This window comes from Streptomyces sp. NPDC019224, assembly GCF_040632605.1.
In the GTDB taxonomy this organism is placed as follows: domain Bacteria; phylum Actinomycetota; class Actinomycetes; order Streptomycetales; family Streptomycetaceae; genus Streptomyces.
On sequence record NZ_JBEYCF010000017.1, the window covers coordinates 51,195 to 63,492 of the forward strand.

The 12,298-nt window shown below is 70.8% G+C and carries 9 protein-coding genes; 6 read left to right on the top strand and 3 right to left on the bottom strand.

Annotation, left to right across the window (positions count from 1 at the left end; genetic code table 11):
• Positions 1–71: 71 nt before the first annotated feature.
• The 4 genes from ABZ564_RS13805 (at position 72) to ABZ564_RS13820 (ending at position 6,089) form a co-directional block, all read left to right on the top strand.
• Entirely contained in the window at positions 72–2,291 is a 2,220-nt protein-coding gene (locus ABZ564_RS13805; RefSeq protein ID WP_360854663.1) for an NADP-dependent isocitrate dehydrogenase, read from the top strand.
• Positions 2,292–2,498: 207 nt separating this feature from the next.
• Positions 2,499–4,229, top strand: a complete 1,731-nt coding sequence (ctaD, locus tag ABZ564_RS13810; RefSeq protein WP_360854666.1) for a cytochrome c oxidase subunit I — start codon at positions 2,499–2,501, stop codon at positions 4,227–4,229.
• A complete protein-coding gene (locus tag ABZ564_RS13815; RefSeq protein WP_360854669.1) occupies positions 4,226–4,594 on the top strand; it encodes a hypothetical protein in 369 nt (122 codons plus the stop codon). The genes ctaD and ABZ564_RS13815 overlap by 4 nt, the downstream gene beginning before the upstream one ends.
• Positions 4,595–4,727: 133 nt before the next feature.
• Positions 4,728–6,089 (top strand): NAD(P)/FAD-dependent oxidoreductase, encoded by a 1,362-nt coding sequence (locus ABZ564_RS13820; protein ID WP_360854672.1) that lies wholly within the window; start codon positions 4,728–4,730, stop codon positions 6,087–6,089.
• Positions 6,090–6,111: 22 nt separating this feature from the next.
• On the opposite strand, the gene meaB is transcribed toward ABZ564_RS13820, so the two are convergent.
• The 3 genes from meaB to mutA are packed head-to-tail and all read right to left on the bottom strand — an operon-like array spanning position 6,112 to position 11,179.
• A complete protein-coding gene (meaB, locus tag ABZ564_RS13825; protein ID WP_360854675.1) occupies positions 6,112–7,110 on the bottom strand; it encodes a methylmalonyl Co-A mutase-associated GTPase MeaB in 999 nt (332 codons plus the stop codon).
• 11 nt (positions 7,111–7,121) lie between these two features.
• Complete coding sequence (gene scpA, locus ABZ564_RS13830) at positions 7,122–9,323, bottom strand: methylmalonyl-CoA mutase (RefSeq protein WP_360854678.1); 2,202 nt, start codon at positions 9,321–9,323, stop codon at positions 7,122–7,124.
• Positions 9,323–11,179 carry a methylmalonyl-CoA mutase small subunit gene (gene mutA / locus ABZ564_RS13835; RefSeq protein WP_360854681.1) on the bottom strand — a complete coding sequence of 619 codons (1,857 nt, stop codon included), beginning with the start codon at positions 11,177–11,179 and terminating at the stop codon, positions 9,323–9,325. The genes scpA and mutA overlap by 1 nt, the downstream gene beginning before the upstream one ends.
• A gap of 194 nt (positions 11,180–11,373) precedes the next feature.
• On the opposite strand from mutA, the gene ABZ564_RS13840 reads away from it, so the two are divergent.
• Both ABZ564_RS13840 and ABZ564_RS13845 read left to right on the top strand, forming a co-directional pair.
• A complete protein-coding gene (locus ABZ564_RS13840; RefSeq protein ID WP_360854684.1) occupies positions 11,374–11,802 on the top strand; it encodes a DUF6325 family protein in 429 nt (142 codons plus the stop codon).
• Between the two features lie 50 nt (positions 11,803–11,852).
• A complete protein-coding gene (locus tag ABZ564_RS13845; RefSeq protein ID WP_360854687.1) occupies positions 11,853–12,155 on the top strand; it encodes an SHOCT domain-containing protein in 303 nt (100 codons plus the stop codon).
• Positions 12,156–12,298 lie beyond the last annotated feature (143 nt).

A 12,298-nucleotide genomic window follows, 5' to 3' on the forward strand; every position in this document is an offset into this window, starting at 1 on the left:
CTGTCGAGTCGGCGCCACTCACGAGATATCTTGATGTCAAGCAATGTTGCAGACGTGGAGCGGAGCACAGGGTGACTGACTCGACCATCATCTATACACACACCGACGAGGCCCCGGCCCTGGCGACGTATTCGTTCCTGCCCGTGATCGAGGCGTACGCCTCCAAGGCCGGGGTCACCGTCGAGAGCCGGGACATCTCCCTGGCGGGCCGGATCATCGCCGGCTTCCCCGAGCGCCTCCGGGAGGACCAGCGCATCGACGACGCTCTCGCCGAGCTCGGCGAGCTGGCCACCACCCCGGGCGCCAACATCATCAAGCTGCCGAACATCTCGGCCTCGATCCCGCAGCTGAAGGCCGCGATCGCCGAGCTCCAGGCCCAGGGCTACGCCCTCCCGGACTACCCGGACGACCCGAAGACCGACGAGGACAAGGACGTCCGCGCCCGCTACGACAAGGTCAAGGGCAGCGCCGTCAACCCGGTCCTGCGCGAGGGCAACTCCGACCGCCGCGCCCCCGCGTCGGTCAAGAACTACGCCAAGACGCACCCGCACCGCATGGGCGCCTGGACCGCCGACTCCAAGACCAACGTCGCCACCATGGGTGTCGACGACTTCCGGTCCACCGAGAAGTCCGCGGTCATCGCCGAGCCGGGCAGCCTGCGCATCGAGCTCGCCGGTGACGACGGCACCACCACCGTCCTGCGCGAGTCCGTGCCCGTCCTCGCGGGTGAGGTCGTCGACGCCTCCGTCATGCGCGTCGCCGCCCTGCGCGAGTTCATCACCGCCCAGATCGCCCGCGCCAAGGCCGAGGGCGTGCTCTTCTCCGTGCACCTCAAGGCCACGATGATGAAGGTCTCCGACCCGATCATCTTCGGCCACGTCGTGCGCGCGTTCTTCCCGAAGACCTTCGCCGAGTACGGTGACGTGCTCGCCGCGGCCGGCCTGACCCCGAACGACGGTCTCGGCGGCATCCTCAAGGGCCTGGAGGCCCTGCCCGAGGGCGCGAAGATCAAGGAGTCCTTCGAGGCCGAGCTCGCCGAGGGCCCCGCCCTCGCCATGGTCGACTCCGACAAGGGCATCACCAACCTGCACGTCCCGAGCGACGTCATCGTCGACGCCTCCATGCCGGCCATGATCCGCACCTCCGGCCACATGTGGGGCCCGGACGGCAACGAGGCCGACACCATCGCCGTCCTGCCGGACAGCAGCTACGCCGGTGTGTACCAGGTCGTCATCGACGACTGCCGCGCCAACGGCGCCTTCGACCCGGCCACGATGGGCTCGGTGCCCAACGTCGGCCTCATGGCGCAGAAGGCCGAGGAGTACGGCAGCCACGACAAGACCTTCGAGATCCCCGCCACCGGCACCGTCCGCGTCGTCGACGCCGCCGGCAACGCCGTGCTGGAGCAGGCCGTCGGCGCCGGTGACATCTTCCGGATGTGCCAGACCAAGGACCTGCCGATCCAGGACTGGGTCAAGCTGGCCGTCACCCGCGCCCGCGCGACCGGCAGCCCGGCCGTCTTCTGGCTCGACGAGGACCGCGCCCACGACGCGAAGCTCATCGAGAAGGTGAAGACCTACCTCGCCGAGCACGACACCGAGGGCCTCCAGATCGAGATCATGAACCCGCAGAAGGCCACCGCCTTCTCCCTGGAGCGCATCCGCCGCGGCGAGGACACCATCTCCGTCACCGGCAACGTGCTGCGCGACTACCTCACCGACCTCTTCCCGATCCTGGAGCTCGGCACCAGCGCGAAGATGCTCTCCGTCGTCCCGCTGATGAACGGCGGCGGCCTCTTCGAGACGGGCGCCGGCGGCTCCGCGCCCAAGCACGTGCAGCAGCTGGTCAAGGAGGACTACCTGCGCTGGGACAGCCTGGGCGAGTTCCTCGCCCTCGCCGTCAGCTTCGAGCACCTCGCGCAGACCACGGGCAACGCCCGCGCCCAGGTCCTCGCCGACACGCTGGACCGCGCCACGGCCACGTTCCTCAACGAGGACAAGTCGCCCAGCCGCCGCCTCGGTGGCATCGACAACCGCGGCAGCCACTTCTACCTGTCCCTGTACTGGGCCCAGGAGCTGGCGCAGCAGACCGTCGACGCCGAGCTGGCCGCCGCGTTCACCCCGCTCGCCAAGACGCTGTCAGAGCAGGAGCAGACCATCGTCGACGAGCTGATCGCGGTCCAGGGCAAGCCGGTCGACATCGGCGGCTACTACCAGCCCGACCCGGCCAAGGCCGCGGCCGTCATGCGTCCCTCCGCGACGTTCAACCAGGCGATCGCGAGCCTCGCCTGACCTGACGCGGACGGTGGGGGCGGGGCCGCGGCCCCGCCCCGCCGCCCGTGCGCCCGACGCCCCGGCCGCCGCGCCGGGGCGTCGGCGTGTCCGTCACCCCCTGACGGGTGAATGTCGCGCCCCGGCGGGTGCCGGGCCGCGCGACGGGACCGCTTCGCTGGTTTGCTGCATCCGGTAACACGGATGCACAAGCGAAGGAGCGGCCCCGTGACGACGACGGGCACACCAGGTACGGCCGAGGACGAGGAGTCGTACTCCAACGAGCTGCCGGTGCGCAGCAGGGAGCCCGGCAACGTCGTCATCAAGTGGGCGACCACCACCGACCACAAGACGATCGGCACGCTCTACCTGGTCACCTCGTTCGCGTTCTTCATCGGCGGCGGGCTCCTCGCGCTCTTCATGCGCGCCGAGCTGGCCCGGCCGGGCACGCAGATCATGTCGAACGAGCAGTTCAACCAGGCGTTCACGATGCACGGCACGATCATGCTGCTGATGTTCGCGACCCCGCTGTTCGCCGGATTCGCGAACTGGATCATGCCGCTGCAGATCGGCGCGCCCGACGTGGCCTTCCCGCGGCTGAACATGCTGGCCTACTGGCTGTACCTGTTCGGCTCGCTCATCGCGGTGGCCGGCTTCCTCACCCCGAACGGCGCCGCCGACTTCGGCTGGTTCGCCTACTCGCCGCTCACCGACGTGGTCCACTCGCCCGGCATCGGCGGGGACCTGTGGATCATGGGCCTGGCATTCTCCGGCTTCGGCACGATCCTCGGTTCGGTCAACTTCATCACCACGATCATCTGCATGCGCGCCCCCGGCATGACGATGTTCCGCATGCCGATCTTCACCTGGAACGTCCTGCTGACCGGTGTGCTGGTCCTGCTCGCCTTCCCGCCGCTCGCCGCCGCGCTCCTGGCGCTGGAGGCGGACCGCAAGTTCGGGGCGCACATCTTCGACGCGGCCAACGGCGGGGCGCTGCTGTGGCAGCACCTCTTCTGGTTCTTCGGCCATCCGGAGGTGTACATCATCGCCCTGCCGTTCTTCGGCATCGTCTCCGAGATCATCCCGGTCTTCAGCCGCAAGCCGATCTTCGGCTACATCGGACTGATCGGTGCCACCATCGCCATCGCGGGCCTCTCGATCACGGTGTGGGCGCACCACATGTACGTCACCGGCGGGGTGCTGCTGCCGTTCTTCTCGTTCATGACGTTCCTCATCGCGGTGCCCACCGGGGTGAAGTTCTTCAACTGGATCGGCACGATGTGGAAGGGCTCGCTGTCCTTCGAGACCCCGATGCTCTGGGCGGTGGGCTTCCTCATCACGTTCCTCTTCGGCGGGCTGACCGGCGTCATCCTGGCCTCGCCGCCGATGGACTTCCACGTCTCGGACTCGTATTTCGTGGTCGCGCACTTCCACTACGTCGTCTTCGGCACCGTGGTGTTCGCGATGTTCGCCGGGTTCCACTTCTGGTGGCCGAAGTTCACCGGGAAGATGCTGGACGAGCGGCTCGGCAAGATGACCTTCTGGACGCTGTTCACGGGCTTCCACGGCACGTTCCTGGTGCAGCACTGGCTGGGTGCGGAGGGCATGCCGCGGCGTTACCCGGACTACCTCGCGTCGGACGGCTTCACCGCGCTGAACACGATCTCGACGATCTCCTCGTTCCTGCTGGGCCTGTCGATGCTGCCCTTCGTGTACAACGTGTGGAAGACCGGCAAGTACGGCAAGCAGATCGCGGTCGACGACCCGTGGGGCTACGGCCGTTCGCTGGAATGGGCGACCTCCTGCCCGCCGCCGCGGCACAACTTCGTCACGCTGCCCCGTATCCGCTCCGAATCACCGGCGTTCGACCTGCACCACCCCGCGGTGCGGGAGCTGGAGGAGGCCGCCACCCGGCCGCACACCTCCGTAACGGTGGCACCTGGGGACAAGCAGGCGTGAGCGGCGAGGAGAGGCGGGCGCCGGCCGACCCGGGCGCCGAGAGCGCCCGGGGGCTGGCCCGGATGGAGGGCTACCTGCTGTGGAACGCCGAGGTCGAGCAGGCGCGCAGGCTCGCCCGCCGCTTCACCGATCAGCTGCCCTGGCTCACGACGGCCCAGCGCGAGGACGTGGAACGCGTCTACACCGCGGAGCGGACCGCCGAATCGCGGGTGGTGCTGGCGCGGATCTCCGCCCGCGCCCTGCAGCTGCGCGGTGAGTACACCGAGCGCTACCGCAGGCTCCGCGCCCGCTGCGTCGCCGCCGCCCTGCTCTGCGCGGGCGCGGCGGGCGGCGCCTGCGGCGTGGTCGCCTACCTGGCCCGATGACCCGGTGCGGTCGTCCGTTCTGCCTTCCCAGCAGGCGCACTCGCCTTCCGGTCGTGAAGATGAGAGGTGACGGGTGCATGTGACGGGGCAGGCGAACGGACGACCGTGCAGACCCGCAGAAGGGACGATCACTGTGGCACGACCCAGGATTCTCGTAGTCGGAGCCGGTTTCGCCGGGGTCGAGTGCGTACGCCGTCTGGAGCGGGGGCTGCGACCGGGCGAAGCGGACGTCGCGCTCGTCGCCCCGTTCTCGTACCAGCTCTACCTGCCCCTGCTGCCCCAAGTGGCCTCCGGGATGCTGACCCCGCAGTCCGTCGCCGTGTCACTGCGCCGGAGCAGCCGCCACCGCACCCGCATCATCCCCGGCGGCGCCATCGGTGTGGACCCCAAGGCGAAGGTCTGCGTGATCCGCAAGATCACCGACGAGATCGTGGACGAACCGTACGACCACCTCGTCCTCAGCCCCGGCAGCGTCACCCGGACCTTCGACATCCCCGGCCTCCTCGACCACGCCCGCGGCATGAAGACGCTGGCCGAGGCCGCCTACGTACGCGATCACGTGATCGCGCAGCTCGACCTCGCGGACGCCAGCGACGACGAGGAGGAGCGGGCCTCGCGGCTCCAGTTCGTCGTGGTGGGCGGCGGCTACGCCGGCACCGAGACCGCGGCCTGCCTCCATCGCCTCACCACCAACGCGCTGCGGCACTACCCCCGCCTCGACCCGAAGCTCCTCAAGTGGCACCTGATCGACATCGCGCCGAAGCTCATGCCCGAACTCGGCGACAAGCTCGGCGCCAGCGCCCTCAAGGTGCTGCGCGACCGGGGTATCGAGGTGTCGCTCGGCGTGTCGGTCGCCGAGGCGGGGCCCGACACCGTGAAGTTCACCGACGGCCGGGTGCTGCCCTGCCGGACGCTGATCTGGACCGCCGGGGTCGCCGCCAGCCCCCTGGTGGGCACCTTCGACGCGGAGACCGTCAAGGGCCGGCTCGCCGTGACGCCCGAGATGACGCTGCCGGGCCACGACGGCATCTTCGCGCTCGGTGACGTGGCCGCCGTGCCCGACCTGGCCAAGGGCGACGGCGCGGTCTGCCCGCCCACCGCCCAGCACGCGCTGCGCCAGGGCCGCAAGCTCGCCGACAACCTCCTGGCGAAGCTGCGCGACCAGCCGTTGCAGCCGTACGTCCACAAGGACCTCGGGCTCGTCGTGGACCTCGGAGGCAAGGACGCCGTCTCCAAGCCCCTCGGCATCGAGATGCACGGCATCGCCGCCCAGGCCGTGGCCCGCGGTTACCACTGGACGGCGCTGCGCACCAGCGTGGCCAAGGCCCGTGTCATGGCGAACTGGCTGATCAACGCCACCGCGGGCGACGACTTCGTCCGCACCGGCTTCCAGATGCGCAAACCGGCGACGCTGCGGGACTTCGAGTACACCGACAGCTATCTGACCCCGGAACAGGTCCGCAAGCACACCGCGGCCCTCCACACCCGGATGTGACCCGGGCACGGTGCCCGGCGGTTCAGACCGCCGGGCCCGGCCCCCGGAACGCGGCGAGGATCTCTTCGGCGGCCAGCGTCGCCGGGAGCGTCCCCTCCCGCACCCGCCGCTCCAGATCCGGTGCCAGCGCACGCACCCCGGCGTGGCCGCGCAGGCTCTCCAGCAGTTCGTCGCGCACCATCGTCCAGGTCCAGTCGACCTGCTGCTCGCTGCGCTTGGCGGCGAGCCGGCCGGTGGACTCCAGGAGCGCCCGATGCTGTTCCAGCCGCTCCCACAGGGTGTCGAGACCGGTCGACTCACGTGCGCTGCACGTCAGGACCGGCGGAGTCCACGCCGCGTCCGCCGGGTGCATCAGCCGCAGCGCGCCCGCCAGTTCACGGGCGGCGGCGCGCGCGTCGCGCTCGTGCGGGCCGTCGGCCTTGTTGACCGCGATGGCGTCCGCGAGTTCCAGGACCCCCTTCTTGATGCCCTGCAGCTGGTCACCGGTGCGCGCCAGGGTCAGCAGCAGGAACGTGTCGACCATGTTGGCGACCGCGGTCTCCGACTGGCCGACGCCGACCGTCTCCACCAGCACGACGTCGTAGCCCGCCGCCTCCATCACCACGACGGACTCGCGGGTGGCCTTCGCCACCCCGCCCAGCGTGCCGGCGGTGGGGGAGGGGCGCACGAAGGCCGCCGGGTCCACCGCCAGCCGCTCCATCCGGGTCTTGTCGCCCAGGATGGAACCGCCCGTACGGGTGGACGACGGGTCGACCGCCAGCACGGCGACCCGGTGCCCGAGGCCGGTGAGCATGGTGCCGAGCGCGTCGATGAACGTCGACTTGCCGACCCCGGGCACCCCGCTGATGCCGACCCGCCGGGCGTGGCCCGAGTGCGGCAGCAGCCGGCGCAGCAACTCCTGGGCCAGCGCCCGGTGGTCGGGGCGGGTGGACTCGACGAGAGTGATGGCGCGCGCGATGTGCGCGCGCTTCCCGTCGAGCACGCCCTTCACGTAACTGTCGAGATCGATCCTCGGGGTCATGGGTCAGCGGCTCACAGCTCGTGGCCGAGGGCGGAACCGAGCCGTGTGACCAGGTCGTGGGCCGCGTCCGGGATCACCGTGCCGGGCGGGAAGACGGCTGCGGCGCCCGCCTCCAGCAGGGCGTCGACGTCCTGCGGCGGAATCACCCCGCCCACCACGATCATGATGTCCTCGCGGCCCTCGGCGGCCAGTTCCTCGCGGAGCGCCGGGACGAGCGTGAGGTGGCCGGCGGCCAGGGAGGAGACGCCCACGATGTGGACGTCCGCCTCGACCGCCTGCCGGGCGACCTCGCCCGGCGTCTGGAAGAGGGGGCCGACGTCCACGTCGAAGCCCAGGTCGGCGAAGGCGGTCGCGATGACCTTCTGGCCGCGGTCGTGCCCGTCCTGGCCCATCTTGGCGACCAGGATGCGCGGACGCCGCCCCTCCGCCTCCTCGAACGCGTCGACCAGCGCGCGGGTGCGGTCCACGGACGGTGACTGGCCTGCCTCGTTGCGGTACACACCGGTGATCGTACGGATCTGGCCCGCGTGCCGGCCATACACCTTCTCCAGGGCGTCGGAGATCTCACCGACGGTCGCCATCGCGCGGGCCGCGTCCACGGCCAGCGCCAGCAGGTTGCCCTCCAGGCCGGGTCCCGGTTCCCGTCCGGCGGCGGTGGTCAGCGCGCGCAGGGCTTCCTGGCAGGCCTGCTCGTCGCGTTCCTCGCGCAGCCGGCGCAGTTTGTCGATCTGCTGGGTGCGCACGGAGGTGTTGTCGACCTTGAGGACGTCGATGTGTTCGTCGGTCTCGACGCGGTACTTGTTGACTCCGATGACGGGCTGACGGCCGGAGTCGATGCGGGCCTGGGTGCGGGCCGCGGCCTCCTCGATACGGAGTTTGGGGATGCCGGCGTCGATGGCCTTGGCCATACCGCCCGCCGCCTCGACCTCCTCGATGTGCTGCCACGCCCGCCGCGCCAGGTCGTACGTCAGCTTCTCCACGTACGCGCTGCCGCCCCAGGGGTCGATGACCCGGCCGGTGCCGGACTCCTGCTGGAGCAGCAGCTGGGTGTTGCGGGCGATGCGGGCGGAGAAGTCGGTGGGCAGGGCCAGGGCCTCGTCGAGGGCGTTGGTGTGCAGGGACTGGGTGTGGCCCTGGGTGGCGGCCATCGCCTCGACGCAGGTGCGGGTGACGTTGTTGAACACGTCCTGCGCGGTCAGCGACCACCCCGAGGTCTGCGAGTGCGTGCGCAGCGACAGCGACTTGGGGTTCTTCGGGTCGAACCGCCTGACGAGCTTGGCCCACAGCAGGCGGGCGGCGCGGAGTTTCGCGATCTCCATGAAGAAGTTCATGCCGATCGCCCAGAAGAAGGACAGCCGCGGGGCGAACGCGTCGACGTCGAGCCCCGCCGCCTGCCCGGCGCGCAGGTACTCCACCCCGTCGGCCAGGGTGTAGGCCAGCTCCAGATCGGCCGTCGCCCCGGCCTCCTGGATGTGGTAGCCGGAGATGGAGATCGAGTTGTAGCGCGGCATCTTCTGCGACGTGAACGAGAAGATGTCGGAGATGATCCGCATCGACGGCCTCGGCGGATAGATGTAGGTGTTGCGGACCATGAACTCCTTCAGAATGTCGTTCTGAATGGTCCCGGCCAGCATCGAAGGCGCTACGCCCTGCTCCTCGGCGGCCACGATGTACAGCGCGAGGACGGGCAGCACCGCGCCGTTCATCGTCATCGACACCGACATCCGGTCCAGCGGGATGCCGTCGAAGAGCTGACGCATGTCGTAGATCGAGTCGATCGCCACCCCCGCCATCCCGACGTCACCGGTCACCCGCGGGTGGTCGCTGTCGTAGCCGCGGTGGGTGGGCAGGTCGAAGGCGACCGACAGGCCCTTCTGTCCCGCCGCCAGATTCCGCCGGTAGAACGCGTTGGACTCCTCGGCGGTGGAGAACCCCGCGTACTGCCGGATCGTCCAGGGCTGATTGACGTACATCGTCGGGTACGGGCCCCGCAGAAACGGCGCGATACCGGGGTAGGTGCCGAGGAAGTCCAGCCCCTCCAGGTCCCGCCCGGTGTACAGCGGCTTGACCGCGATGCCCTCGGGCGTCTCCCACAGCAGGTCGCCGTCGGAGCTGCCGGAGGACTCCTTGACCGCGGCGCGCCACTGGTCCTCGGTGACCTCGGGGGAGCCGTCCGGCCCGAGCCCGATGTCGGAGAAGTCGGGGATACGCATTACGCCACACCCATCCGGTCGAGAAGGGAAGAGAGCACGGCCACCGCGTCGCAGCCGGCGAAGACGTACTCGTCGACACCGTCGTACGCACCGGGCCGCCCCGCCAGGTACACGCGCCGCGCACCCGCCGCGACCAGCGCCGCGGCGACCTCGCCCGCCTGTTCGCCGTAGAGCTCGTCGCTGGAGCACAGACACGCCACGTCCGTCCCCGAGGCCGCGAACGCCTCGGCCACCGACGACGCGTCCACCCGCGCCGGCTCGTGCACGGCCTCGACGCCGCCCGCCCGGAACAGGTTCGCGGCGAAGGAGACCCGCGCGGTGTGGGCCGCCGCCGGGCCGAGCGCGGCGACGAACACCCGCGGCCGGCTGCCGGTCACCGCCAGATGGGCGTCCGAGCGGACCCGCAGCGCCTCGAACGCCTCGTCGCGCCGGACGACCGGAAGCCCGCCCCGGGCCGGGCCCGCAGGGAAGGGCTCGCGCTCCACCGGACGTTCGTCCAGCAGGGGGAACTCGCTCACGCCGGTGACCGGCTCCTTGCGCCGCGCCAGGTCCTTGCTGCGCGCCTCCCAGGTCGCCGCGATCCGCTCCGCGACCAGCCCCGAGCCCAGGGCGGCCGCCTGGCCGCCCGCCCGCTCGATCTCCTGGAAGAAGGACCAGGCCGTGCCCGCGAGTTCGTCGGTGAGCCGCTCCACGTACCAGGAACCGCCCGCCGGGTCGATGACCCGGGCCAGGTGCGACTCCTCAAGCAGGATCGTGGAGGTGTTGCGGGCGATACGCCGGGCGAACGCGTCGGGCAGGCCCAGTGCGTGATCGAAGGGCAGCACCGTCACCGCGTCCGCCCCGCCGACGCCCGCGCCCAGACTCGCCAGCGTGGTCCGCAGCATGTTCACCCACGGATCGCGCCGGGTCATCATCACCGGCGAGGTCACCGCGTGCTGCCGCTGCGCCCCGGCACCGGGAGCCCCGCAGACCTCGGCGACCCGCGCCCACAGCCGGCGCGCCGCCCGCATCTTGGCGATCGTCAGGAACTGGTCGGCGGTCGCCGCGTACCGGAACTCCAGCTGTGCGCACGCCTCTTCGACGCCGAGCCCGGCCTTCGTCAGCGCCCGCAGGTACGCGACCCCCGAGGCCAGCGAAGCACCCAGCTCCTGGGCCGCCGAACCGCCCGCCTCGTGGTACGGCATCGCGTCCACGACGATCGCCCGCAGCCCCGGGAACTCCTCGGAACACCGCCGCGCCCAGCGCACGGCGTCCGCCAGGTCGGGCTCGGTGCCCTCGCGCGCGGCCCGCCCCAGCGGATCGGCGCCGAGACCGCCTCGCACCTGCCCGGCCGGGACACCGCTCTTCGCGTGCAGCCGCAGCAACTCGGTGGCCGCGGAGTCCAGTTCCGTGCCCGCGTCCAGCACGATGGGCGCCAGGTCGAGGAGGACGCCGTCGAGCGCCCGCTCCAGACCGGACACCGGCACGCCGCCGGCGCCACCGACGGCCAGCCACAGCGAGGTGACGCCGTTCTCCAGGTCCGTGAGCACAGCCTCGTTGAGCCGGCCGGGATCGGTGAACGCGTGCCGCTGCCGTACGCCCCAGCCGCTCGCCGTGCACCCCTCCGGCCTGCTGCCGCGGGTGAAGGGGGCGAAGCCCGGGAGACCGGCATCGGGCGCGTCGTCGCGCGAGGTGTAGAGGGGGCGGGTGATGAGCCCGTCCTCCACCGTGGTGGACAGCGCTTCCTCGGCAGCCGGCCCCGACACGTCCTTGCCCGATTTGCGCAGCACACCCTCGACGAGGCTCTGCCACTGCTCATGGGCGGGGTCAGGAAATCCGGCGGCCAGCGAAAGCCCGTCAGCAGGCTGGACCGTCATGGCCCAGATGCTAGGACAGCTCCGGGGGCAGCAGCAGTGCGTCGGCCTGTGACCTTGCCCTCTCCCAGAGCACTTGATCCTTTACGTACTGTCGCGTAATCAAATTTTTCGGTATGCGGTGATTTGCCACAGTGCGCCCATGAATGCCCAAAGTTATGCTGCTGACAATCCATTCATGCGGAGAGGACACGCCCGTGACCGTGGGACCAGTGGAATACCTCGTCGTCGCCTTTCCCGGCAGCCGGTTCACCGGCGCCATCGCGCCGGCGCTGGCCGACGCGGTCGCCTCGAAGGCGGTGCGCATCCTGGATCTGGCCTTCGTGCAGCGGGCCGAGGACGGCACGATCCAGGCCGTCGAGCTGGACGATCTCGACCCCGACGACCTGGTCTCCTTCGAGCCGGTCGAGGGCGAGGTCAGCGGCATGCTGAACAGCGAGGACATCCGGATGCTCGGCGAGCGTGTGCCGCCGGGGAGCTCTGCCGCGCTGATCGTGTGGGAGGACCTGTGGGCCGTACCGCTGGCCGAGGCCGTCCGCGCGTCGGGCGGGCAGGTCATCGCCCACGAACGGATTCCCGCCGAGGTCGCGGAGGCCGCCGCCTCCGCCGCCGGCCACGAGAGCTGACGCCCGCACCGGAAGGGGAACACGCCATGCCGATCTTCCGAGGACCCGGAATGAACCGCCGCGGACCCGGCCTCATCGGGGCCGCCGCGCGTACCGCCGTCATCGCGGGCACCGCGTCCGCCGTCACCGGGCGCGTCCAGCGGCACCAGCAGAACAGGTTCGCCGAGCAGGAGGCCGAACAACTGGCCGCCCAGCAGCCGATGCCGCCCGTCCCGCAGCCCGTCGCCCCGCCGGCCGCCGCGCCGGCCGAGGACATGATCGGGCAACTGGAGCGGCTGGCCGCCCTGAAGCAGCAGGGTGTCCTGAGCGAAGCCGAATTCGAGGCCCAGAAGGCGCGGCTGCTGGCAGGGTGAGAACAGAGGGCTGCCGGGCGCCCTGCCCGGCAGCCCTTTTCCGCTTTCTCGTCCCGGCGGCCGCCCGGCCCAAGAGCGCCGGAACGGCGCGCGTGCCGAAGGGCTGTCCCGTCATGTCCGGCCTCGTGCGCCCGCCGGGGATG

Bases quoted from the DNA above. Each gene is read 5' to 3' on its own strand.
- meaB (WP_360854675.1), bottom strand. From the start codon at position 7,110: ATGACCCCGAGGATCGATCTCGACAGTTACGTGAAGGGCGTGCTCGAC.
- scpA (WP_360854678.1), bottom strand. From the start codon at position 9,323: ATGCGTATCCCCGACTTCTCCGACATCGGGCTCGGGCCGGACGGCTCC.
- mutA (WP_360854681.1), bottom strand. From the start codon at position 11,179: ATGACGGTCCAGCCTGCTGACGGGCTTTCGCTGGCCGCCGGATTTCCT.
- ABZ564_RS13845 (WP_360854687.1), top strand. From the start codon at position 11,853: ATGAACCGCCGCGGACCCGGCCTCATCGGGGCCGCCGCGCGTACCGCC.